This window comes from Leisingera daeponensis DSM 23529, from assembly GCF_000473145.1.
GTDB classification, from domain to species: Bacteria; Pseudomonadota; Alphaproteobacteria; order Rhodobacterales; family Rhodobacteraceae; genus Leisingera; species Leisingera daeponensis.
On the sequence record NZ_KI421500.1, the window covers coordinates 3,819,002 to 3,841,775 of the forward strand.

At 63.9% G+C, this 22,774-nt stretch carries 18 protein-coding genes; 13 read left to right on the forward strand and 5 right to left on the reverse strand.

Annotated elements, in window-relative coordinates; all coding sequences use genetic code 11:
• Positions 1-10 precede the first annotated feature (10 nt).
• Genes nosZ through DAEP_RS0119080 form a run of 5 tightly spaced genes read left to right on the forward strand, consistent with a single transcriptional unit; the run spans position 11 to position 5,411 of the window.
• Complete coding sequence (nosZ, locus tag DAEP_RS0119060; protein WP_008554969.1) at positions 11-1,918, forward strand: TAT-dependent nitrous-oxide reductase; 1,908 nt, start codon at positions 11-13, stop codon at positions 1,916-1,918.
• A gap of 2 nt (positions 1,919-1,920) precedes the next feature.
• Complete coding sequence (locus tag DAEP_RS0119065) at positions 1,921-3,189, forward strand: nitrous oxide reductase family maturation protein NosD (protein WP_027245792.1); 1,269 nt, start codon at positions 1,921-1,923, stop codon at positions 3,187-3,189.
• Positions 3,182-4,078 carry an ABC transporter ATP-binding protein gene (locus tag DAEP_RS0119070; protein WP_008553586.1) on the forward strand — a complete coding sequence of 299 codons (897 nt, stop codon included), beginning with the start codon at positions 3,182-3,184 and terminating at the stop codon, positions 4,076-4,078. Before DAEP_RS0119065 ends, DAEP_RS0119070 begins: the two co-directional genes overlap by 8 nt.
• On the forward strand, positions 4,075-4,896 hold the full coding sequence (locus DAEP_RS0119075; protein ID WP_008557532.1) for an ABC transporter permease: 822 nt from the start codon (positions 4,075-4,077) through the stop codon (positions 4,894-4,896). The genes DAEP_RS0119070 and DAEP_RS0119075 overlap by 4 nt, the downstream gene beginning before the upstream one ends.
• The gene (locus DAEP_RS0119080; protein WP_027245793.1) at positions 4,893-5,411 is read left to right on the forward strand and encodes a nitrous oxide reductase accessory protein NosL; all 519 of its coding nucleotides are present in this window, start codon (positions 4,893-4,895) and stop codon (positions 5,409-5,411) included. Before DAEP_RS0119075 ends, DAEP_RS0119080 begins: the two co-directional genes overlap by 4 nt.
• A gap of 21 nt (positions 5,412-5,432) precedes the next feature.
• On the opposite strand, the gene hisD is transcribed toward DAEP_RS0119080, so the two are convergent.
• Positions 5,433-6,710 carry a histidinol dehydrogenase gene (hisD, locus tag DAEP_RS0119085; protein ID WP_027245794.1) on the reverse strand — a complete coding sequence of 426 codons (1,278 nt, stop codon included), beginning with the start codon at positions 6,708-6,710 and terminating at the stop codon, positions 5,433-5,435.
• A gap of 148 nt (positions 6,711-6,858) precedes the next feature.
• The gene (locus DAEP_RS0119090; protein WP_027245795.1) at positions 6,859-7,830 is read right to left on the reverse strand and encodes a LysR family transcriptional regulator; all 972 of its coding nucleotides are present in this window, start codon (positions 7,828-7,830) and stop codon (positions 6,859-6,861) included.
• 179 nt (positions 7,831-8,009) lie between these two features.
• Between DAEP_RS0119090 and DAEP_RS0119095 the strand changes: the two genes are divergently transcribed.
• The 3 genes from DAEP_RS0119095 (at position 8,010) to DAEP_RS0119105 (ending at position 11,174) form a co-directional block, all read left to right on the forward strand.
• Positions 8,010-9,005 carry a taurine ABC transporter substrate-binding protein gene (locus tag DAEP_RS0119095; RefSeq protein WP_027245796.1) on the forward strand — a complete coding sequence of 332 codons (996 nt, stop codon included), beginning with the start codon at positions 8,010-8,012 and terminating at the stop codon, positions 9,003-9,005.
• A 100-nt stretch (positions 9,006-9,105) separates the two neighbouring features.
• Positions 9,106-9,912 carry a taurine ABC transporter ATP-binding protein gene (locus DAEP_RS0119100; RefSeq protein ID WP_008553594.1) on the forward strand — a complete coding sequence of 269 codons (807 nt, stop codon included), beginning with the start codon at positions 9,106-9,108 and terminating at the stop codon, positions 9,910-9,912.
• Positions 9,909-11,174 carry an ABC transporter permease gene (locus tag DAEP_RS0119105; RefSeq protein WP_027245797.1) on the forward strand — a complete coding sequence of 422 codons (1,266 nt, stop codon included), beginning with the start codon at positions 9,909-9,911 and terminating at the stop codon, positions 11,172-11,174. The genes DAEP_RS0119100 and DAEP_RS0119105 overlap by 4 nt, the downstream gene beginning before the upstream one ends.
• 66 nt (positions 11,175-11,240) lie before the next feature.
• Here DAEP_RS0119105 and DAEP_RS0119110 read toward each other — a convergent pair whose 3' ends face one another.
• Positions 11,241-13,676: a GcvT family protein gene (locus tag DAEP_RS0119110; RefSeq protein WP_027245798.1), complete on the reverse strand. Its 2,436-nt coding sequence runs from the start codon at positions 13,674-13,676 to the stop codon at positions 11,241-11,243.
• Between the two features lie 264 nt (positions 13,677-13,940).
• Between DAEP_RS0119110 and DAEP_RS24075 the strand changes: the two genes are divergently transcribed.
• The 5 genes from DAEP_RS24075 to DAEP_RS0119130 all read left to right on the forward strand — a co-directional run bounded on the left by DAEP_RS24075 (position 13,941) and on the right by DAEP_RS0119130 (position 18,734).
• The gene (locus DAEP_RS24075; RefSeq protein WP_154665093.1) at positions 13,941-14,129 is read left to right on the forward strand and encodes a hypothetical protein; all 189 of its coding nucleotides are present in this window, start codon (positions 13,941-13,943) and stop codon (positions 14,127-14,129) included.
• The gene (locus tag DAEP_RS0119115) at positions 14,126-15,250 is read left to right on the forward strand and encodes an extracellular solute-binding protein (RefSeq protein ID WP_027245799.1); all 1,125 of its coding nucleotides are present in this window, start codon (positions 14,126-14,128) and stop codon (positions 15,248-15,250) included. Before DAEP_RS24075 ends, DAEP_RS0119115 begins: the two co-directional genes overlap by 4 nt.
• A gap of 153 nt (positions 15,251-15,403) precedes the next feature.
• Positions 15,404-16,516: an ABC transporter ATP-binding protein gene (locus DAEP_RS0119120; RefSeq protein WP_027245800.1), complete on the forward strand. Its 1,113-nt coding sequence runs from the start codon at positions 15,404-15,406 to the stop codon at positions 16,514-16,516.
• Between the two features lie 14 nt (positions 16,517-16,530).
• Positions 16,531-17,451, forward strand: coding sequence for an ABC transporter permease (locus tag DAEP_RS0119125; RefSeq protein WP_027245801.1), 921 nt, complete (start codon positions 16,531-16,533; stop codon positions 17,449-17,451).
• Complete coding sequence (locus DAEP_RS0119130; RefSeq protein ID WP_027245802.1) at positions 17,448-18,734, forward strand: ABC transporter permease; 1,287 nt, start codon at positions 17,448-17,450, stop codon at positions 18,732-18,734. The genes DAEP_RS0119125 and DAEP_RS0119130 overlap by 4 nt, the downstream gene beginning before the upstream one ends.
• Positions 18,735-18,798: 64 nt before the next feature.
• Here the strand turns inward: DAEP_RS0119130 and DAEP_RS0119135 are convergent, their stop codons facing one another.
• Both DAEP_RS0119135 and gcvP read right to left on the reverse strand, forming a co-directional pair.
• Positions 18,799-19,803: a helix-turn-helix domain-containing protein gene (locus DAEP_RS0119135; protein ID WP_245595125.1), complete on the reverse strand. Its 1,005-nt coding sequence runs from the start codon at positions 19,801-19,803 to the stop codon at positions 18,799-18,801.
• Between the two features lie 100 nt (positions 19,804-19,903).
• The gene (gcvP, locus tag DAEP_RS0119140) at positions 19,904-22,762 is read right to left on the reverse strand and encodes an aminomethyl-transferring glycine dehydrogenase (RefSeq protein ID WP_027245804.1); all 2,859 of its coding nucleotides are present in this window, start codon (positions 22,760-22,762) and stop codon (positions 19,904-19,906) included.
• Between the last annotated feature and the right edge of the window lie 12 nt (positions 22,763-22,774).

Consider the following 22,774-nt stretch of genomic DNA (forward strand, 5'->3'; position numbering starts at 1 on the left):
GGAGGACATCATGTCTGAAGACCTGAATAACAAACTGCCCGTCACCCGCCGCGGCCTCTTGGGCGCCACTGCCACTGGTGCCGTCCTGGCAGCCACCGGCGCCGGCTCCGCCCTGCTGGGAGCCAAGCCCGCACAGGCCGCTGGCGTCAACCTGGAGCCGGGCGAGCTGGATGAATACTACGGTTTCTGGTCCTCGGGCCAGACCGGCGAACTGCGCATACTGGGCGTACCGTCCATGCGCGAGCTGATGCGGATCCCGGTGTTCAACCGCTGCTCCGCCACCGGCTGGGGCCAGACCAACGAGTCCAAGAAAATCCTGACCGAGGGCCTGCTGCCGGAGACCAAGGAATTCCTGGCCGCCAACGGCAAGGAAACCTATGACAACGGCGACCTGCACCACCCGCATATGTCGTTCACCGACGGTACCTATGACGGCCGTTACCTGTTCATGAACGATAAGGCGAACACCCGTGTGGCCCGGGTGCGCTGCGATGTGATGAAATGCGACAAGATCATCGAGATCCCCAACGCCAAGGACATCCACGGCCTGCGCCCGCAGAAGTTCCCGCGCACCGGCTATGTCTTTGCCAACGGCGAGCATGAGGCGCCGCTGGTCAATGACGGCCAGATCCTGGACGATCCGTCGCAATACGTGAACATCTTCTCCGCCATCGACGGCGACACCATGGAAGTCGCCTGGCAGGTGATCGTCTCGGGCAACCTGGACAACACCGACTGCGATTATCAGGGCAAATACGCCTACTCGACCTCCTACAACTCGGAAATGGGCATGACCCTGGCCGAGATGACCGAGAACGAGCTGGATCACGTGGTTGTCTTCAACATCGCGGCCATCGAAGCTGCCATTGAAGCCGGCGAGTACCAGGAGCTGAACGGCGCCAAGGTGGTTGACGGCCGCAAGGAAGCGCCGGGCAAGCTGACCCGCTACATTCCGATCCCGAACTCGCCGCACGGCATCAACACCGCGCCCGACAAGAAGCACGTCTGCGTCAACGGCAAGCTGTCTCCGACCGTCTCGGTGATCGACGTCGAGAAGCTGGACGCGCTGTTTGAGGCCGACGCCGATCCGCGCTCGGCCATCGTGGCGGAACCGCAGCTGGGTCTTGGGCCGCTTCACACCGCATTTGACAACCGCGGCTATGCCTACACCACCCTGTTCCTCGACAGCCAGGTGGTGAAATGGGACATCGCCAAGGCGATTGAGGCCTATGCGGGTGCCGATGTGGACCCGATCCTGGACAAGGTCGATGTGCAGTACCAGCCGGGCCACAATTCCACTTCCATGGGTGAAACCGCCGAAGCGGACGGCAAATGGCTGATCTCGATGAACAAGTTCTCCAAGGACCGGTTCCTGAACGTCGGCCCCCTGAAACCCGAGAACGAGCAGCTGATCGACATCTCCGGCGACAAGATGAAGGTTGTGCACGACGGCCCGACCTTTGCAGAGCCGCACGACTCGATCATCGTGCACCGCTCCAAGGTAAACCCCGCCAGCATCTGGGACCGCAACGACCCGATGTGGGAAGATGCGCGCAAGCAGGCCGAGGCGGATGGCGTCGATCTGGACGACTATCAGGACACCATCATCCGCGATGGCGACAAGGTGCGCGTCTACATGTCGAGCCAAGCGCCGAACTTCAGCATTGAGAAGTTCACCGTCAAGCAGGGCGATGAGGTCACCGTCTACGTCACCAACCTGGATGACATCGACGATCTGACCCATGGCTTCTGCCTGTCGAACTTCGGCGTCGCGATGGAAGTCGGGCCGCAGGCCACTGCCTCCGTCACCTTCAAGGCGGAGCGTCCGGGCGTGCACTGGTACTACTGCCAGTGGTTCTGCCACGCGCTGCACATGGAAATGCGCGGCCGGATGCTGGTCGAGCCGCGGAGCGCATAAACATGAAACGGCTCCTGCCCACATCGTTTGTTGCGGCTCTCTCCTGCCTGGCGCCCGCTTGGGCGGCGGACTGGGATGTGCCCAACCGGGCAGGGGCAATTTCCGAAACACTGGCGCAGGCGGCGGATGGCGACACCCTCCGCCTCGCCCCCGGCGACTATGCCGAAACCCTGGTGCTGGACCGCCCTGTCATCATCGATGGCCAGGGCCATGCCACACTGGACGGCCGGGGGCTGGGGTCGGTCATCACAGTGACTGGCCCCGGCATTACCGTGCAGAACCTGACGGTTGTTGGCTCCGGCTCTTCGCATCAGGAGATCGACAGCGGCATCAAGCTCACCAAAACCGCGAAGGCGCCGAAGATCCTGAACAATGTGCTGCTGGGCAACCTGTACGGCGTAGACGTGCACGGCGCAAAGGACAGTCTGGTGCAGGGCAACCGGATCGAGGGGCGCCTGGACCGGCACATGAATGCGCGCGGCAACGGGGTCTATGTCTGGAACGCGCCGGGCGCCGTGGTGGACGGCAACGACATCCGCTTTGGCCGCGACGGGATCTTTGTGAACAGTTCCAAGAAGAACGCCTTTACCAACAACACCTTTCGCGACCTGCGCTTTGCCGTGCATTACATGTACGCCGACAATTCCGAAGTTTCGGGCAATGTCTCGATCGGCAATCACCTCGGCTATGCGGTGATGTTTTCCAAACGGGTCAAGGTGAGCGGGAATGTCTCGCTGAATGACCGCGACCACGGGGTGATGCTGAACTACGCTAACCAGGGCGAGGTGCGCGGCAACTATGTGAAGGGCGCCAAGGACAAATGCACCTTCCTTTATAACGCGCACAAGAATGATTTCTCCGGCAACTGGTTCGAGGGCTGCGGCATCGGCATCCACTTTACCGCAGGCAGCGACGGCAACCGGATGGTTGGGAACGCCTTTGTCGGCAACCGGCATCAGGTGAAATTCGTCTCCACCAAATGGGTGGAGTGGAGCGAGGAAGGCCGCGGCAACTACTGGTCCGACTTCGCGGGTTTTGATGTGGACGGGGACGGCATCGCCGATGCGCCTTATCGTCCGAACGACAGCATGGATCATGTGCTGTGGACGCAGCCGGCGGCGAAACTGCTGATGGGATCGCCCGCGGTGCAGCTGGTGCGCTGGTCCCAGTCAGCGTTTCCGGCGCTGCTGCCCGGCGGGGTGATCGACAGCCACCCGCTGATGCGGCCAGCGCGGCCCGATGCCGCCAGAAAGGTTGAACAGGATGGATAACTCTCCGCTGCAGATCCGCGCGCTGGACAAGTTCCGCGGCAAGACACAGGTGCTGCATGGCATCGATCTGGTCATTGCGCCGGGTGAGCGTCTGGCGCTCTTGGGCCACAACGGCGCAGGCAAGTCGACCTTGATCAAGGCGGTGCTGGGCCTGATCCGGCATGAGGGCGGCAGCATCCGCATTTGCGGTGCAGCCCCCGGCAGCGCCGCGGCGCGGGCCGCCACTGCCTTTCTGCCGGAGGCGGTCAGCTTTCACCCGGCGCTGACGGGACATGAGCAGCTGACGCTGTTTGCCCGCCTGGCCGGCGAACGCGCGGATATTGACGGCCTCCTGGGACGGGTTGGCCTGGGAGAAGCGATGCATCGCCGCATCGGGGCCTATTCCAAGGGTATGCGGCAGCGGCTGGGGCTGGCGCAGGTGCTGCTGGGCCGCCCGAAACTGGCACTGCTGGACGAACCCACCAGCGGGCTGGATCCAATCTCGCGGCAGGATCTCTATGCCATCATCAACGAGCTGGCGGAACAGGGCGCGGCGGTGCTGATCGCCTCCCACGCGCTGACAGAGGTGGAGGCCCGCACCGACCGCATCGCCATCCTGCGCAAGGGCGTGAAGGTGGCCGACGACACGCTGGCGGGCCTGTCGGCGCAGGCCGGACTGCCGGTCAAGCTGCGGGTGCAGGCCAGCGGCGCGCACGCTGACCGGATCGCAACCGAAACCGGCGGGCGGCGGATCAATGGCGCCTCGGTCGAGATCCTGTGCTCACCGCAGGACAAGATGGCTGAGCTGCGCAAGATCGCCGCCATGGGTGACGCTGTGGCCGACATCGACATGGTGCCGCCGCGGCTGGAAGACCTCTATCGCCATTACTCCGGGGAGGACCGCAAATGAGACGTGCCTTTGCCATTGCCCGCGCTGAGATGCTGATCCTGCGCCGCAACCGCTGGCTGTTCATGGCCACGCTGATCATGCTGGCCTTTGCGCTGGCGCTGTCCTTTGCCGGCTCGGCGCCAACAGGGACGCTGGGCGTGGACATGCTGACTGTCTCGGTTGCTTCGATGACCACCCTGTCGGTCTACCTCGCACCGCTTCTGGCTCTGATGATGGGGTTCGATGCGGTGGCAGGCGACCGCGACCGCGGCAGCCTTGCCCTGCTCCTGGCCTATCCCGCGGGGCGGGCTGAAATCCTGCTGGGCAAGCTGATGGCCCATCTGGCGGCATTGGCGATTGCCATGTGCATCGGATTTGGCGCGGCAGGTGCCGTTGCCGCCTGGTTCGGCGGTGCCGGGGCGGAGAGCCTGGTGGCATTGGCGCGGCTGGTGCTGACCTCGATCTTGTTAGGTGCTGTGTTCCTGGTGCTGGGCTACGCGCTGTCTGCGCTCAGCAGCGGGGCAACCGCGGCTGCGGGCTTGTCGGCGGGAGTCTGGCTGGTGTTTGTGGTCCTTTACGACCTTGGCCTGTTAGGCGCTGTGGTGATGGACAGCGGCGGGGTCTTCACACAGAAGGTCTTCCCCTGGGTGATGGTCGCCAACCCGGCAGATGCGTTCCGGGTGTGGAATGTGGCGGCGTCGGAAAGCGTGGCGCTGTCCAGCGGCATGGCGGGTGCAGCAAATGCCTTGCCAGGCTGGGCTGCACCTTTGTCGCTGCTGCTGTGGCCCGCGCTGGGTTTCCTGTTGGCCTGTGCCGCATTCCGGAAGGTGGAGCCATGAAACGCCTGATCCTTGCCGCTGCACTGATCCTGTCCGCCTGCCAGGAGGAGGAGGCCAAAGCGCCGCCTGCGCCGGTTGAGCTGACTGAGGTTGCGCTCAGTTACTTCTGCCAGATGAATGTCGCTGAACACGGCGGACCCAAGGGACAGATCCACCTGGACGGCTTCCCGGCGCCCCTGTTCTTTGCCCAGGTGCGCGATCTGGCAGCTTATGTGAAAAGCCCGGAACGGGAGGCAGAGATCACCGCCATTTACGTGAGTGACATGGGTGCAGCGGCAAGCTGGCAGCAGCCCGGCAGCAACAACTGGATCGATGCCAGGGGCGCGCATTTCGTCGTCGGCTCCAATGTGGCTGGCGGCATGGGCGCGCCGGAGGTGGTGCCGTTCGCCACCGCCAAGGCGGCTGCGCAGTTCATGGAACACTATGGCGGCACCGTCACCGGGTTTGAAGGCATTCCCGACGATGCCGTGCTGGGGCCGGTCGATCTGGACCAGCGGCTGGAAACGCCGTCCTAAGACCGGCGTTTCCTTACGGCCTCAGACCGTCTCCGGCTGCAGCCGCATCTCGGCGGCGATGGCGTGGCCTTCCATGCCTTCCATCCGGCTGATCCGGGCGGTGCGCAGCGCCAGCTCACGCGAAGCAGCAGCGTTGCAGCGCTGCCAGGTCACGGTCTTGGTGAACTTGTGCACCGACAGCCCGCCGGTATAACGCGCGGCGCCGCTGGTCGGCAGCACGTGGTTAGGGCCTGACGTCTTGTCGCCGAAGGATACGGTTGTCTCCTTGCCCAGGAACAACGAACCATAGGCGGTGAGGCGGCCCAGCCACCAGTCGAGGTCCTCAGCCTGGACCTGCAAATGCTCGGGTGCATAGCGGTCGGCCACTTGCGCAGCTTCCTCGCGGGTGTCGCACAGGACCACCTCGGCGCGTTCGTGCCAAGCGCGGTGCGCTGCAGAGAGGTTGGGTTCCGGCAGCCGGTCAATCAGTGTCTGCGCGCGGACCATAACGCCCTTGGCCAGGCTCTCGCAGGTGGTGACCAGCCAGACGGGGCTGTCGGCGCCGTGTTCTGCTTGGCTGACCAGATCCCAGGCGACAGTTTCGGCATCCGCGGAGCGGTCGGCAATCACCAGCGAGTCCGTGGGGCCTGCAAACATGTCGATGCCGACCTCGCCGAACAGCATCCGCTTGGCCTCCGCCACATAAGCATTGCCGGGGCCGGCCAGAATATCGGCGGGCTGCGACCCGAACAGGCCCTGCGCCATGGCGGCAATGCCCTGGACTCCGCCCAGGTTCAGGATCAGGTCCGCTCCGCACAGGTCCATGGCATAGATGATCGCGTCGGGAATGCCGCTGCCGGGGCGCGGCGGCGAAACTGCGGTGATATGCGGCACGCCTGCCACCTTGGCGGTGGTGATGGTCATCAGCGCGCTGGCGATATGGCTGTAGCGGCCGCCCGGCACATAGCAGCCGGCGCTTGAGACCGGGATCAGCTTCTGGCCCGCGATCAGGCCGGGGATCACCTCCACCTCGCATTCCCCCATGGTGGCCTTCTGCGCCTCGGCAAAACGGCGGATGTTGGCGTGGGCGAACTGGATATCTTCCTTGGTCTGCGGCGAAACGCGGTTGCAGGCGGCGCGGCGCTGGGCGTCCGTCACCACGACCGGTCCGGTCCAGCCGTCCAGCTTTTCCGCATAGCGGCGCACCGCCTCCTCGCCCTCGCGCTGGATATTGGCCAGGATCACGGCGACGGTGTCGCGGATATCGCTGTTCTCGGCCGCCGGGCGCGGCTGGGCCTGTTTCAGATAAGTGATTGCCATGATCCATTTTCCTTGAAAGGCCGCCGGCTGTGCGGGGAAGCGCACGGCGCGGTGTGCGCTTAAAACAGCGCCCAAGGCCCCAAACGGTCAAGCCGGTGCCAAGTGGTTTCGAGAAACACGAATGTTTGTTTCGAATTGCGCTCCGCCTTTACGGGTCTTGCGCGGGCAGCGTCCGGAACTCCTCGGCCAGCCAGGGGAAGCGGGCGCTGATCGGATCGGTGAAATGGTGGCGCAGGGACTTTTGCAGCGCTTCGTGGATCAGCTGCGACGTGGCCGCGGGATAGACGCTGGAAGTGAACAGCGACACCGTGCGGGCAAAGCTCTTGCCTGGAAAGCGCAAGACCCTGACCTTGTCGTGAAAGCGCTGGGCGCGGTGGTAACTGGCGGCGGTGGTCACGGTCCAGCCGCTGCTTTCGGCCACCAGGCCGATGATGGACTGGTTGCATTCCAGCTCAAACCGGTTGGGCAGCAAGATCTTGAGCCGGGTCAGCTGGGTTTCGATCTGCTTGCCGATGGTGTGGTCGCGGGAATAGCGCAGGAACGGCAGCGGCGCCTCCGGTTTGGTCAGCTCCTCAACGCTGCCGCTGTATGCGGCGGGCACCACCAGAATGAACGGGTCGCGCATCAAAGGGTACTCGATCAGATCCGGCAGCAGCCCCGCTGGGCGGGTGGCAACACCGGCATCCAGCTTCTGCTCCTGCAGCTTTGCGATGATCTCATGGCTGGGCCGGGTGTAGTGGCGGAAATTGCAGCGGGGCAGGGCGGTGGACAGGAACTGGAACAGCTCCGGTCCGACCTCGTTGTCGAAATCATCCAGCAGCGCCATGCGCAGATCGGTGGCGTGCTGCCAGCTGCCAGAGCGGATCTCCGCCTCGCCGCGTCTGAGCGTCATCAGCCCGTCACGGACGTAGCGGGCATAGACGACTCCGGCCGGGGTCAGCCCCATCGGGCGGCGCGTATGATCCACCAGATCCACCCCCAGCGCGCTTTCCAGACTGCGCAGGTGATTGGAAACGGTGCTGATCGACAGGCCGGTTTCCGCAGCAACCTTTTGAATTGATCCTGACTTTGAAATAAGCTGGAACACCTCCAGCCACCTCAGGCTTAGGGATTTCTGCACAGGCTGCGCCTCCTGTTCGCCAAATCATATCCGTCAAAAACGAAACTAAGTTTTACTTTGGGCGCAAAGGCAACTTTATTCTACTGTGTATTTTCTTCCCGGATATGGTTTGCCGTGCAAAAATAAATGTCCGAGGCCCGCATTGAACGGACCCGGAAAACCCTGGGAGGAGATCCAATATGATTAAAAAGTATCTGCTGACGACTGCTTGTGCCGGCATCGCGGCGCTGTCTGCCTCGCACGCCTCTGCCTTGGAGGAGATCACCGTCGCCTATTTCCTCGAATGGCCGATGCCCTTCCAGTTTGCCAAGGCCAACGGCACCTATGAGGAGGAAATGGGCGTCAAGATCAATTGGGTCTCCTTCGATACCGGCACGGCAATGTCTGCGGCCATGGCGTCGGGCGATGTTCAGATCGCGGTGAGCCAGGGCGTGCCGCCGTTTGTGGTGGCAACCTCCGCCGGACAGGACCTCCAGGCGGTGGATGTGGCGGTCAGCTATTCCGACAACGACAACTGCGTGGTGGCCGAGGCGCTGGAGATCGACAAGGACAGTGCGGCTGAGCTGAACGGCAAGAAGGTCGGCGTGCCGATCGGCACCGCGGCGCATTACGGCTTCCTGTCGCAGATGGCGCATTTCGGGGTCGATGTCGGTTCGATGGAAATTGTCGACATGGCCCCCGCCGATGGCGCGGCGGCCTTTGCCCAGGGCAACCTGGACATGGTCTGCGGCTGGGGCGGCGCGCTGCGGCGGATGGTGGAGCATGGCAACGTGCTGCTGACCGGTGCTGAGAAGGAGGAACTGGGCATCCTGGTGTTCGACGTGACCAGCGCACCGGCCGGTTTTGTCGAGTCCGAAGGTGAGCTGCTGAGCAAGTTCCTGAAAGTGACCGCAGAGGCCAACGCCATGTGGAATTCGGGCGATCACAAGGACGAGATGCTGCCGGTCATCGCCAAGGACGCAGGCATGGACCTGGCGGATGCCGAAGCCACCATCGCCACCTTCAGCTTCCCGTCAGCAGAGGAGCAGCTGTCGGAGAAATGGCTGGGCGGCGGCGCGCAGACCTTCATGAAGGGCGTGGCCGATATCTTCGTGAATGCGGGCAGCATCGAGGCGGCGCTGGACTCCTATGACGGAACCGTCAACAGCGCGCCGCTGGCCGCCGCGCAGAACTGAGCCGCAGCGAACTGAATGTACCGAACGGCCCGGCTTTCGGGCCGTTCGCATCCGGGCGGGCAGGGCGCAGGCCGCGAAGCCCTAACAGGAGGGGGAGAAGATGGCTGGACTGGACATCAAGGGTGTCTCCATGCGTTTTGACCTGCCCAACGGCAGCTCCGTCCAGGCGCTGAAAGACGTTTCATTGAATTTGCAGGCAGGGGAGCTGCTGTCGGTGCTGGGACCGTCCGGGTGCGGCAAGACCACGCTGCTGAACATCCTGGCGGGGTTTCTGGCCCCCACTGAGGGAGTGGTGGAGCTGAACGGGCATGTGGTCACCGGACCGGACGCGGAGCGCGGGATGGTGTTCCAGAAGGGCGCGCTGTTCGAATGGATGAACGTGCGCGACAACGTGGAATTCGGTCCCCGCATGAAGGGCATGAGGCGGGCCGAGCGCGAGAAGATCTCCGACCATCTGCTGGACATCGTCGGCCTGCAGGACTTCAAGGAAAAAGCGGTTTACGAGCTGTCGGGCGGCATGCAGCAGCGGGTGGCGCTGGCCCGCTGCCTGGCGAACGAGCCGGATGTGATCCTGATGGACGAGCCGCTGGGCGCGCTGGACGCGCTGACGCGGGAAAAGATGCAAGGTTTGGTGCTGAAGCTGTGGAAGGAAACCGGCAAGACGATCATCCTGATTACCCACTCAGTCGAGGAGGCGCTGCTGCTGGGCGAACGGCTGATCGTGATGGCGCCGCGCCCGGGCCGCATCCACCGCGAATACCAGCTGCCCTTTGCCGAGCGCGGGGTGAATGCCGACCTGCGCGACGTCAAGAAATCCGAAGGCTTTGCCGAGACCCGCGATGAGATCCTTTCGATGATCTGGGAGATGGAAGAGGAGATCATGGGCCGGACGGAGCAGGTGGCATGACGGTTCTGCTGTTTTACATCGCGTTGTTTGCCGGCGCCTTTTTCCTGGTGAAATTCATTCGCAAGGGCATGCAGGCGCGGCATGATTTCACCAGCCTGAAGACCGTGACATTCGGCGACGAAAGCGCTGTAAGCCCGGACCGGGCGGCTTCGATCATTTCGGTGCTGGTGATTTTCGTGATCTGGGCGGCCTTCACCGGCTCCAAGCTGTTTCCGCTTCATGTGCCCGGGCCGTTCACCGGTGAAACCAGCTTTACCTACACGCTGGAAGACGCCACGGGCAGCACCGACGATGCGGAAGTCGCCGTCCGGGTGGCCGGATTTGGCGAGGCCAGCTCCAATTTCGAGGTGGACCCCGGCAGCGGCTTTGCCAAAAACGATGCGCTGGCCGCACAGGCCGGGCGGTCCACGACCCTGATCTTCGACAGCAATGACGAGGTCAAACGCAAGGAAGGCGCCAAAGTCGTGGCCATCAACGGCGAGCCGATCGGTCCTGGCACGGCTGTCGACACCGGCGACGGCACGGTGACGCTGACCGGAAAGGGCGCCATCAGCTTTACCCCCAGTGCGGGGATGCAGATGAACCCGATCTGGCTGCCGGCCCCGGAAACGGTGGTGGCGCGGTTCTTTGAAATCGCAGCCGAGGGCTATCAGAACTTCTCGCTGTGGCAGCACCTGGGCTGGTCGCTGGCGCGGGTGATTGCCGGCTTCGTTGCCGGCGCGATTGTCGGTATTCCGCTCGGCTATGCCATGGGCCTGTCCGGCTGGTTCCGCGGCTGGTTTGACCCGATCGTGGAATTCATGCGCCCGGTTCCGCCTTTGGCGCTGATCCCGCTGGTGATCATCTGGTTCGGCATCTGGGAAACCGGCAAGATCGTTCTGCTGTTCCTGGCTGCACTCTGGATCATGACGATTGCGGCACGGGCCGGGGTCTCCGGCGTGAACATCTCGAAAATCCACGCGGCGTATTCGCTGGGGGCCTCCAAGTGGCAGATCATGCGGCATGTGATCGTGCCCAACTCGCTTCCGGAAATCTTTACCGGCGCGCGGGTGGCCATGGGCGTTTGCTGGGGCACGGTTGTGGCTGCCGAACTGGTGGCGGCGCAGAAGGGCGCGGGCATGATGATCATCGCCGCGTCCAAGTTCCAGCTGACCGATATCGTGATCATGGGCATCGTGATGATCGGGATCATCGGCTATGGCATCGACATCCTGATGCGCAAGGCCGAGAACTGGCTGGTGCCATGGAAGGGCCGCAGCTGATTTGAAGCTGGATGACGCAAAGAAAACGCCTGGGGAGGTCCCCGGAGTTTGCGGTCCAGCAAAGGATCAGATGCGGAGGCGGTCAAAATCCGGATCGTATGGGGACGGCGCGATGACGGTGGCGGAGACCAGATCACCGCAGAGGTCGAGCTGCATGGTGCTGCCTTCAGCCGCCAGTTCCGGCACCACAAAAGCATAGGCCAGGTTCATCCCGACCCGATGCCCCCAATCGCCCGAGGTCACGGTGCCCGCGGCCTTGTCGCCCTGCATCAGCGAGGCGCCGCTGCGGGCCGGGGCATGGGTGGCGCCGACGTGCAGCGTGACCAGCTTTTTGCGCGGCCCCGCGGCCCGGCGCTTCAACAGCGCCTGGCGGCCAATGAACCCGCCTTTGCCCAGCTTCACGAAACGGCCCAGCCCGGTCTCATACGGGTCGAATTCGGTGATCAGGTCCGTCTTCCAATGCAGGAACCCTTTCTCCATCCGCATCGACTCCACCGCGCGGGCGCCAAACAGCTTCAGCCCGAAGGCCTCCCCGGCCTTGCGCAGCGCCAGATAGGCAGCATAAAGCGAGGCATTCGGGACGTGGATCTCATAAGCCAGCTCACCTGAGAAGCTGACACCCATCACCGTTGCCGGAGCAATGCCGATAAAGCATTCGCGCACCGACAGCCACGGGAAGGCCTCGCGCGACCAGCCGCCCCGGGCGCAGGCAGAGAGCACATCCCGCGACCGGGGGCCTGCCAGGACCAGGATGGTCTGGTCATTGGTGAGGGCGCGCAACTGCACATCTTCGCCCGTGCGGATGTGCTGGCTCAGCCAGTCCATGTCGTGAAACTCGCTGGCGGCGGCAGAGCCGTACCAGACCCGCTCCGGCCCGCGGTCAGAGGCAGGCAGGTTCGCCACCGTGGCCTCGCCCTTGACCATGCCGTGACAGTTCAGAAGGTAGCCAAGCCCGACGCGGCCCGCGCGGCGGGTGACGGTGCCGCAGAACATCCGGTCGAGGAAGCTGTGGCGGTCCGCGCCGGTGATCTCGATCCGGTTGAAGCCGCTGACCTCAGCAAGGCCCACGTTGTCCTGCACATTCTTTACTTCCGCAGCGACCACGCCGAAGGCCTCGTCGAAGTTGAAGGTCAGCGAGGGGTGAAAATCCGGGGAGGGTTTGATGTAGTCCACCCGCTCCCAGCCGTTCACCACGGTGAACTCCGCGCCTTCGGCGGCCAGCACCGGCGTCAGCGGCGTGGTCTTGGCCGGCCGGCCCGCCGGGCGGTGCTCATGCGGAAAATGAAAGCGGAACTCGTTCTGGTAGTCTTCCACGGCTTTCAGCGCGGTCAGCTCTGCGTTGGCATGGGTGGTAAAGCGGCGGGGGTCCAGGCACCAGGTGTCAAAACAGGCCTCGCCATGCACGATCATCTGCGCCAGCAGCCAGCCATGGCCGCCGCCTTCGCCAAGCCCTGCGCGCAGGCCGATGGCACAGTAGGCATTGCGCTTGCCCGGGACCGGGCCGATCAGGGGCGCGCCGTCGATGGTATAGGTGATCGGGCCATTCACGATCGCGCGGATGCCGGTCTCGCGCAGCGCGGGCATCCTCTCGAACGCGCCCTCCAGCACGTCCATCACCCGCTCCAAGTCGTCGGGGCAAAGTGCGTTGACGAAATCCGGGTCAATCCCGTCCATGCCCCAGGTCTTGCAGTCCTGCTCATAAAAGCCGATCAGCAGCCCGTTCTTTTCCTGGCGGCAGTAGTAGTCGGAGATCGGGCAGCGGATCAGCGGCATCCGGTGGCGGGCCTCCTTGATGGCGGGAATGTCCTCGGTCAGGAAATACTGATGCTCCATCGAGGCGACCGGGTGATGCACCCCCATCATCGCGCCGACCTCGTTCACCCTGTAGCCGCAGGCATTCACCACAATACCGCAGTCGATATCGCCGTGATCCGTATGCACGGTCCAGGTGTCGTCCTTGTGCTGGGTCAGCGCGGTCACTGGCGTGTTGCGGTAGACCTCGGCACCAGCTTTTCGGGCGCGCCGGGCCAAGGCCTGGCACAGCTGCGCCGGGTCGATGTCGCCATCCAGCGGATCCCACAGGCCGCCCAGCAGGTTGCCGGTGGAAATCAGCGGGTGGCGGCGGCCGCATTCCTCGGCGCTGATGATCTCGAAATGCACATCCATGCCGCGCGCCATCGAAGCGAAATGCCGGTACCCCTGCATCTGCGCCTCGGTATTGGCCAGCCGTATGCCGCCGTCGCCGTGGTGATAGTTGATCGGATAATCCGGGTCTTCGGCCAGCTCCTTGTAGAGGCTGATGGAGCGGGACTTGAGCCCGATCATGGTCTGGTTGGTGCCGAAATTCGTGACCTGCGCGGCCGAGTGCCAGGTGGTGCCGCTGGTCAGCTCGTTGCGTTCGACCAGCACGACGTCGCTCCAGCCTTCCTGGGTGAGGTGGTACAGTGTGGAGCAGCCGGCGATGCCGCCGCCGATCACCACAACCTTGGTGCGCGATTTCATGACAAGGGGCCTCCGGTGTAGCCTGTACTGACTAAGCGCCCAGACGCAGGCGGCGGCAATGCAGACGGCCCGGTTTCGCAGAAATTCGAAAGCTTTCTTGCAGGATATGAAAGAAACGGCCGGGCATTGTCAGCCGTAACAGGCGGCCATCCCAGTGCCGCCGGGGCCGGCCGCGCATCCGGTGGCGGTGCAGAAGGCACTTGGCCGTTGACGTGCCGCCCCGGGCAAACGCACACTGCCGGGGCAGCGGTGGAGGCTCATCCAATGGAAATGTCGCAGATGGCTTCAAACTGTGCTGAAACTGGCGTCATGCCGGGAAACTTTGCGGGCAATCTGGCCTTATCGTTTTTCAAAACTGTCACTGTCGGGGCGATGCAAGCCTCCGCAAGGTTTCACCGTTCAACAAAACAAAAAATAACAAATACCAGTCCAAAGGGAGAATTGATCAAATGACAGTAAAGTCGACTGTTTCGCGGCGTTCTGTGCTGAAAGCTGCGGGGGCTGCGGCCCTGGCGGCGCCGCTTTATTCGAAAAGCGCGCTGGCGTCGTCAGGGGAAGTGAACATCCTGATGTGGTCGGACTACCTGCCGCCGGAATTCCTTTCCGGTTTTGAGGCGAAGACCGGCATCAAGGTGAACTACACCGGCATCGGCTCCAACGAGGAAATCATCAACAAGATGAAAGCCACCAAGGGGCAGGGCTTCGATATCGTCTCGCCCACCAACAACCGCTCGCTGCAGTGGGGGCCGCTGGAACTGCTGAAGCCCTTCGATATGAGCAAGGTGAACATCGACGCCGTGAACCCGGCGATGGCCAAGATCGGCACCGATGCCTGGAACTTTGGCGGTGAAGGCGTCCACTGGCTGCCGCATATCTGGGGCACCGAAGGCATTGCCTACCGCACCGACAAATGGCTGCCCGCGGGCGATGCGCCGTCTTACGGCGACGTCTGGAGCGAGGAGAACGCGGGCAAGACCATGGGCCGGGCGCATTCGATGATGCTGGGCGCAGGGCTTTACATGGAAGCCTCGGGCGAGATGGAGCCGGGCTCGATCTGGGCCGCCTATGACGACGAGGAAACCATGCGCAAGGTCTGGGGTCAGGTCACTGACTGGTGCGTGGCGCGCAAGGACCGGATCAAGCTGATCTGGAACGACGCCGACACTCAGAAGAACGGTCTTCTGAACGAAGGTGTGGTGGTCGGCCAGACCTGGGACGGCCCGCCGCTGGCGCTGAAATCCGCAGGCGAGCCGGTGCATTACCAGGCGCCCGTCGAAGGTGCGATGGCCTGGGTCGACGGCATGTCGATGCCGGTCGGCGCCCAGAACGAGGAGCAGGTCTATGCCTTCATCGACTATGCCTTCCAGCAGGAGCCCGCGGGCAAGGCGATCGACAGCCACGGCTACAACTCGCCGGTGCTGGGCGCTGACGGCTTCTCCGGCGATGTCTACAAGAAGAACTTCGCTGAAGCCTATCCGGGCGACAGCCTGGCCAATCTGAACCCCTGGCCGGCCGAGGCGCCCTGGTACGCCGACGTGCGCACCGAATTCGTCAACAAGTTCAAGAGCGCCTAAGCCGCGCGCTTGAATAGCCTGGCCCCGGGGCACGCTCTGGGGCCAGCCGCAGATTTTGCGGCGCCATCACATACGAACAGATACGGAGAGCAGCTCTTGCGGGGCCGGTGGCATGCCACCGGAATGGAGGTCTGCATCTTAGGGAGAAGCCAAATGAGTGCAGGGGTCGGTGTTGATCTCGAGAACCTGTGGATCCGCTTCGGTGACTTTGTCGCCGTGCGCGATGCCAATGTGACCATCAACGGGGGGGATTTCTTTTCCTTTCTGGGGCCGTCGGGCTGCGGCAAGACCACTATCCTGCGCGCGGTCTCGGGCTTCCTGGAACCAAGCGGCGGCCGGGTACTGATCGGCGGCAATGACATGAAGGGGATCGGGCCGAACAAGCGCCCCACCGCGCTGATCTTCCAGAATCTGGCGCTGTTTCCGCTGATGAAGGTCTGGGAGAACATTACCTTCTCGATGGAGATCAAGGGCGCCTCTGCGCGCGAGCGGCGCAAGCGCGCGGACGAGCTTTTGGACATGATCGCGCTGCCCGGCCAGGGCGGCAAGCTGCCCTCCGAACTTTCCGGCGGTCAGCGCCAAAGGGTGGCGATTGCCCGCGCGCTGTGCGCAGAACCTGACGTGCTGCTGCTGGATGAGCCGCTGTCGGCGCTGGACCTGAAGCTGCGCCAGCACATGCGCACCGAACTGCGGGAAATCCAGCAGCGGGTCGGCATCACCTTCATCTACATCACCCACGACCAGGGCGAGGCGCTGACCATGTCCGACAACATTGCGGTGATGCGGGCCGGCGTTATTGACCAGATCGGCGACGGCAAGGCCATCTACAACGATCCTGCCACCGCCTTTGCCGCGTCTTTCGTGGGCGAAAACAACGTGTTCCGCGGCAAGGTCAAGCGGATCATGGGCAATGAGGCGCTGATCCAGACCAACCGGTCGGGCGATCTGGTGGCGCGGATTTCCACCGCCAACCAGGGCCGGATGAGGGAAGGCGACGCCGCGATGATGTTCATCCGCCCCGAAGCCTTTGCCCTTGCCCCCAAAGGTGCCACCGGCACGCATTTTGTGACCGCCAAGGTCAATCACGAGGAATTCGAGGGCAATGCTTTCAACATCTTCATGGAAGGCGACGGCGGCAAGGAACTGAAGGTCTCGATCCCCAACCTCGGGCAGTCGTTCGAGGATCACACCGGCCAGAACATCACCCTGGAATACGAGACGAAAAACGCCGTCATCGTGCCAGCCGGTGAGCTGGCCGCGGAATGAGGGGGGGCTGAGCCATGCCAAGCTTCCTGAGGGAGTTCTTCAAACGCAACGGCACCGGTATGGGCAGCCTGATGCTGGGGCTGGTACTGTTCTGGACCATCGGTCTCATAATCCTGCCGCAGCTGTCGATGCTCGACTTCTCGTTCCGGCCCAACCTGCCGCCGCCGGAGATCGGCGGGCCCAGGGACGTCTACACGCTGGAGAATTACAAATACCTGATTTACGGCCCCGAGGGCGGCAGCCAGGATTACAACGCGGTCGACCTCAGGGTGTTCTTCCGCACCCTGGTGGCGGCGGTCTGCGTCACTGTCTTCAACCTGATCCTGTGCTACCCGATCGCCTATTACCTGGCCCAGACCAAGGGCAACCACATCCGCATCTTCGCGCTGATGCTGATCATCCCCTACTGGATCAACGAGATCCTGCGCGCCTTTGCGCTGCGCATCATCTTCGGCGAGACCGGGGTGCTGAACAACATGCTGGTCGGATTGGGGGTTTTCGACACACCCTTCGACTTCATCCGCAATGATATCGCGCTCTATGCGGGTCTGGGATACGCCTACATCCTCTTGATGATCTTCCCGATCTACAACGTGATCGAAAGCCTCGACCGCAACCAGATCGAGGCGGCGCGCGACATGGGCGCGAGCTGGGTGAAGATCCACCAGCGGGTGGTCATTCCCTATGCCAAGCCCGGCATATCCTCCGGCTGCACCATGGTGTTCATGCTGTCGGCCGGCGCGCTGGCGGCGCCGCAGATCCTGGGCGGGCCTTCCTCCCTGTGGTTCACCCAGCTGATCTATCAGCAGTTCAATGACAACTCCGACTGGCCGCAGGGCGCGGCTTATGCGGTGGTGCTGCTGGTCACCTGTATCCTGCTGGTGCTGGCGGTCATGCGCCTGTTCAAGGTGAACATGGGGGATATCGGCAAATGAAGCGGTTCACCTTTATGCGCCTCAGCCTCTGGGTCTATCTGGGGGTTTTCTTTGCCTATCTGCTGGGCCCGCTGGTGATCATGTCGGCCACCGCCTTCAACTCGCCCGCCTTCCCGCGGATGACCCCCTGGGAATGCCTGACGTTTGAGTGGTTCGCGGCCTTGTTCCGCGACGAGCGGATCCTGAACGGCATCTGGAACTCGATCCTGGTGGGGGCGGGCACGGTGGTCTTGTCGGTGGCGATGGGGCTGGCAGGGGCGCTGATGCTGACCCAGATCTGGCCCAAGCTGCGCGCCACCTATTACACCATCATCATCGCGCCGATCCTCATCCCCGGCGTGGTGCTGGGGATCTCCACCCTGGTGTTCTGGGACCGTATCAACCGGGTCCTGGGGCTGGGGGCGGACAGCTGGCTCTCCAACGGGCTGTTTCTGACCATCATCGGCCAGTCCACCTTCATCGCCAGCTACTGTATGCTGGTGCTGGTGGCCCGCCTGCAGCGCTATGACGTGGCGCTGACCGAGGCGGCGCTGGACCTTGGCGCCAGCCACGCCCAGGCCTTCCGCAAGGTGCTGCTGCCGTTCATGCGCCCCGCGATTGCGAGTGCTGCGGTGCTGGCCTTCCTGGCGAGCTTCGAGAACTACAACACCACCACCTTCACCTTCGGCGAATACCCGACGCTGACCATCGAACTGGCCCAGAAGGTCCGCTATGGCATCACGCCTGCGATCTCTGCGCTGGCGTTCATCATCGTGGTGCTGACGGTGATTGCAGCGCTCGCCAACGAGGCCAGCCTGCGCCGCAAGGAACTGGTGGCCGCGGCGCGCCAGAAGGCCACGGTGGCAGAGCTGGAAAGCGGAAAGCTGCGGCTGCCTGGCTTCCTCAGCTCCAACTGGGCGGCGGTGGCGCTGGTCGCGGTGGCCTGCGCCACGGTGGCGGTGGTGGGCACCGCCGCGGTCTACAGCCCGGCCCAGTGCATCGCCGATGTGCAGGAGCAGAAGCGGCTGGAGGCCGAACAGCGTATCCAGGAGCTTCGCCGCCAGCGCGAGCTGCGCCGTCAGGAGCAGCTGGACCAGCAGGGCGAGGCCGCTCCGGCCCCCGCCGCTCCGTCCGGCAGCAGCACCGGCTTCGGCGGCGCCTTCGCCCCCGGCAACCTGTCGGGCAACAGCGAGGCGGAGCCTGAAGCGGAGCCGGAACCGCAGGGCAATTCCTCCGGCTTCGGCAACGTCTTCGATCCAAACGCCCTGTCAGGCGGCAGCGAAGGCGGCGGCGCAGGCGATTGACCCCGCAAGAAACCAAGAAAGGCGGCCCCAGGGCCGCCTTTTTCATGAGCAGGACCGGATGCTGTCAGGCCATGGAGCCTGCGGGGTGGCGGTCCGCATAATACTGTTTCCGGAACGCCTGCGGGCTGGTCTTGTACTCGCGCTTGAACCATTCCGTCAGGCTGCTGCGGGAGCCAAAGCCGGTGGCGGCGACGATCTCGGCCAGCGGCAGGGTGGTGTGCAGCAGCAGCTGGCGGGCCTTTTCGATGCGCAGCTTGCGGTAGGCGGCCAGCGGGCTGGTGCGGGCCTTCTGCTGGAAGCGGCGCTCCAGCTTGCGCGGCGAAACGCCGGCCTGCTGGGCAATATCTCGGATCAGCAGCGGCTCTTCGAGGTTCTGCTGCATCAGGTTGAGGATCTTGACGATCAGCGCGTCGCCGCCGGCGGTCTGGCGCAGTTGCAACGAAACCTTGGACTGCTCCGACACGGGACCAAAGGTAAGGCCCAGATAGTCGCACACCGCATCGGCAATGAAGGGGCCGCGGTCGGCGCGCAGAAAGGCGGCCAGCACGCGCAGCGCGGCAAAACTGCTGACAGCGGTGCTGATCCGGCCCGACGTGGCGGTCAGGGTGCCTGCGGGGGCGCAAGCCAGCTGCTCTTCCTCTGCGGCGGCAGCAAAGTTTGCGTGCACCGCGCTTTCAACCGGTGCATTGATGCCGGTCTCTGGCAGCAGGAAAACCGCACTGCCGGAAAACAGGCAGCGCTGCGCTTGGCGGCAGATCCGCTGCAGGCTGGCCTTTTCGCCGGAATTCAGCGGCCAGCGGCTGGCGATGCCACCGAGGAATATCACTGTCTGCGGGTTCCAGCCGGCGGGAACCGCGCGCATCTGCGAGCTGAGGTTGCGCACGGCGGTGCGGTAGCCGCTGTCGGGAAACAGATCGTTGGCGGCGCGGAACACTTCGCAAATCATCTGGGCCGCGGCAGGGGGCTCCGACTGCGGCAGAATGATTTCAACGTCGTGGAGGCGGGCCTGCGCCGCATTTTCAGCGGTTTGCCGGGAGGCTGGCACGGTCAGCGGTTCGAGACGGGACATCATTCTCTCCTCTGAGCGGGTCATGCGGGGATGCGGCGCGGCGGGGGCGCTGCAGGGAGTGCCCCGCCGGACGGGCCGGCGGGGCGGGAGGCCTGACGGATCAGGCCTCGTTTTCTTCGTACTCCGACATCGGCGGGCAGGTGCAGACCAGGTGACGGTCGCCATAGGCGTTGTCCACGCGGTTCACCACCGGCCAGTACTTGTCGACGCCCAGGTTGCCCGGCGGGAAGCAGGCTTGCTCGCGGCTGTAGGGACGGTCCCACTCGCCGACCAGGTCGCGCACCGTGTGCGGCGCGTGCTTGAGCGGGTTGTTCTGCGCGTCGATCTTGCCGTCGATGATGTCCTGCGCTTCCTGCCGGATCGACAGCATGGCATCGCAGAAGCGGTCCAGCTCGTCCTTGGGCTCGGATTCGGTAGGCTCCACCATCAGGGTGCCCGCCACCGGCCAGGACATGGTCGGGGCGTGGAAGCCCGAGTCGACCAGGCGCTTGGCGATGTCGTCCACGGTGACGTTCCCCTCATCCGCCAGCGGGCGGGTGTCCAGGATGCACTCATGCGCAACGCGGCCCGTTTCCGAGGTGTAGAGGATCTTGTAGGCGTCCTTCAGGCGCGCGGCGATGTAGTTGGCGTTCAGGATCGCCACGCGGGTCGCCTGGGTCAGGCCTGCGCCGCCCATCAGCAGGCAGTAGGCCCAGCTGACCGGCAGGATCGACGGCGAGCCGAACGGCGCTGCCGAGACCGGACCCACGGCGGTGCCGTATTCCGGGTGGCCCGGCAGGTGCTCTGCCAGATGCGCCTTGACGCCGATCGGACCCATGCCGGGGCCGCCGCCGCCGTGCGGAATGCAGAAGGTCTTGTGCAGGTTCAGGTGGCTGACGTCGCCGCCGATGTCACCCGGACGCGACAGGCCGACCATGGCGTTCATGTTGGCGCCGTCGATGTACACCTGGCCGCCGTGCTCGTGGGTGATGTCGCATACCTCCTGCACGGTGGTCTCGAACACGCCGTGCGTGGACGGGTAGGTGATCATGCAGCCTGCAAGATGGTCAGAGTGTTTCTCCGCCTTCTCGCGGAAGTCTGCGACGTCGATGTTGCCTTTGTCATCCGCCTTGATCGGAACCACCTTATAGCCAACCATCTGCGCGGTGGCGGGATTGGTGCCGTGGGCCGAGGTCGGGATCAGGCAGACATTGCGGTGGCCCTGGCCGTTTGCCGCATGGTAGTTGCGAATGGTCAGAAGGCCCGCGTATTCGCCCTGCGCACCGGAGTTCGGCTGCTGGGAGATCGCGTCATAGCCGGTGATCTGGCACAGCTTGTCGTTCAGATCGGCGATCATCTGGTGGTAGCCCTGCGCCTGGTCTTCCGGGCAGAAGGGATGCAGGTTGCCGAATTCCGGCCAGGTGACCGGGATCATCTCGATCGTTGCGTTCAGCTTCATGGTGCAGGAACCCAGCGGGATCATTGCCCGGTCCAGCGCCAGGTCGCGGTCGGCCAGGCGGCGCATGTAGCGGGTGATCTCTGCCTCGGCCCGGTTCTTGTGGAAGATCGGGTGGGTCAGGTACTCGCTTTCCCGCAGCGCATAATCCGGCAGGCGATAGGCGCGGTTCTTGACGCTGTCGTCCTTCTTCTCGATGCCGAAGGCGCCCCAGACCGCTTCGATGGTTTCGGCGCGGGTCTGCTCGTCCAGCGAGATGCCGATGCGGTCCCCGCCCACTTTACGCAGGTTCACACCGCGGGCAACGGCCGCTTCCATGACGGTTTTCTGCAGCGGGCCGACCTCGACGGTGATGGTGTCGAAGAACACTTCGGGTTCGACCTTGAAGCCGTGCTCCTCCAGGCCCGCGGCCAGACGGGAGGTCTTGCGGTGCACCGACTGGGCGATGGCCTTGATGCCGTCGGGGCCGTGGTAGACCGCGTACATCGACGCGATGACGGCCAGCAGCGCCTGTGCGGTACAGACGTTGGAGTTGGCCTTTTCGCGGCGGATGTGCTGTTCGCGGGTTTGCAGCGCCAGGCGGTAGGCCTTGTTGCCGCGCGCATCGACCGACACGCCGATAATGCGGCCCGGCATGGCGCGCTTCAGCTTGTCGGTGGTTGCCATATAGGCCGCGTGCGGGCCGCCGTAGCCCATCGGAACGCCAAAGCGCTGGGTCGAACCGATGGCAATATCCGCGCCCATCTCGCCGGGCGACTTCAGCAGCGCCAGCGCCAGGATGTCAGCAGCGACAACTGCGATGCCGTTGTGCTCGTGGATGGCTTCGATTTCCTTGGTGAAATCGCGCACATGGCCGTAGGTGCCGGGGTATTGGAAGATCGCCCCGAAGACTGCACCCGGGTCCAGCTCGTCCGGATCGGCAACCACCACGTCGATGCCCAGGGGCTCGGCGCGGGTCTGGATCACGGCGACGGTCTGCGGGTGGCAGTTCTTGTCGACGAAGAAGGCCGCATTGTTTGCCTTGGAGCGCGAACCGCGGTGCGCCATTGCCATTGCCTCCGCCGCTGCGGTGGCTTCGTCCAGCAGCGAGGCGTTGGCGATGTCCAGGCCCGTCAGGTCGCTGACCATGGTCTGGAAGTTCAGGAGCGCCTCAAGACGGCCTTGGGAAATTTCCGGCTGATAGGGGGTATAGGCGGTGTACCAGGCCGGGTTTTCCAGGATGTTGCGCAGGATCGGCGCCGGAGTGGTGGTGCCGTAGTAGCCCTGGCCGATCAGCGAGGTCAGCACCTTGTTCTTGGAGGCCACCTGCTTCATGTGGAAAAGCGCATCGCGCTCGGTCATTGCCGGGCCCCAGTCCAGCGCCTCTTTCTGGCGGATGGCGGGCGGCACGGTGGCGTCGATCAGCTCGTCCAGGGTTTTGAAGCCGATCACCTGCAGCATGTCGGCCATCTCGCGCGGCGAGGGGCCGATGTGGCGCCGGTTGGCGAAGTCGTAGGCTTCGTAATCGGTAAGTTTGAAGGCCATTACAGAGGTCCT

What these genes read in the sequence shown, in the direction of transcription:
- nosZ (WP_008554969.1), top strand. Translation starts at nt 11, where the DNA reads ATGTCTGAAGACCTGAATAACAAACTGCCCGTCACCCGCCGCGGCCTC.
- DAEP_RS0119065 (WP_027245792.1), top strand. Translation starts at nt 1,921, where the DNA reads ATGAAACGGCTCCTGCCCACATCGTTTGTTGCGGCTCTCTCCTGCCTG.
- DAEP_RS0119070 (WP_008553586.1), top strand. Translation starts at nt 3,182, where the DNA reads ATGGATAACTCTCCGCTGCAGATCCGCGCGCTGGACAAGTTCCGCGGC.
- DAEP_RS0119075 (WP_008557532.1), top strand. Translation starts at nt 4,075, where the DNA reads ATGAGACGTGCCTTTGCCATTGCCCGCGCTGAGATGCTGATCCTGCGC.
- DAEP_RS0119080 (WP_027245793.1), top strand. Translation starts at nt 4,893, where the DNA reads ATGAAACGCCTGATCCTTGCCGCTGCACTGATCCTGTCCGCCTGCCAG.
- hisD (WP_027245794.1), bottom strand. Translation starts at nt 6,710, where the DNA reads ATGGCAATCACTTATCTGAAACAGGCCCAGCCGCGCCCGGCGGCCGAG.
- DAEP_RS0119095 (WP_027245796.1), top strand. Translation starts at nt 8,010, where the DNA reads ATGATTAAAAAGTATCTGCTGACGACTGCTTGTGCCGGCATCGCGGCG.
- DAEP_RS0119100 (WP_008553594.1), top strand. Translation starts at nt 9,106, where the DNA reads ATGGCTGGACTGGACATCAAGGGTGTCTCCATGCGTTTTGACCTGCCC.
- DAEP_RS0119105 (WP_027245797.1), top strand. Translation starts at nt 9,909, where the DNA reads ATGACGGTTCTGCTGTTTTACATCGCGTTGTTTGCCGGCGCCTTTTTC.
- DAEP_RS0119110 (WP_027245798.1), bottom strand. Translation starts at nt 13,676, where the DNA reads ATGAAATCGCGCACCAAGGTTGTGGTGATCGGCGGCGGCATCGCCGGC.
- DAEP_RS24075 (WP_154665093.1), top strand. Translation starts at nt 13,941, where the DNA reads ATGGAAATGTCGCAGATGGCTTCAAACTGTGCTGAAACTGGCGTCATG.
- DAEP_RS0119115 (WP_027245799.1), top strand. Translation starts at nt 14,126, where the DNA reads ATGACAGTAAAGTCGACTGTTTCGCGGCGTTCTGTGCTGAAAGCTGCG.
- DAEP_RS0119120 (WP_027245800.1), top strand. Translation starts at nt 15,404, where the DNA reads ATGAGTGCAGGGGTCGGTGTTGATCTCGAGAACCTGTGGATCCGCTTC.
- DAEP_RS0119125 (WP_027245801.1), top strand. Translation starts at nt 16,531, where the DNA reads ATGCCAAGCTTCCTGAGGGAGTTCTTCAAACGCAACGGCACCGGTATG.
- DAEP_RS0119130 (WP_027245802.1), top strand. Translation starts at nt 17,448, where the DNA reads ATGAAGCGGTTCACCTTTATGCGCCTCAGCCTCTGGGTCTATCTGGGG.
- DAEP_RS0119135 (WP_245595125.1), bottom strand. Translation starts at nt 19,803, where the DNA reads ATGTCCCGTCTCGAACCGCTGACCGTGCCAGCCTCCCGGCAAACCGCT.
- gcvP (WP_027245804.1), bottom strand. Translation starts at nt 22,762, where the DNA reads ATGGCCTTCAAACTTACCGATTACGAAGCCTACGACTTCGCCAACCGG.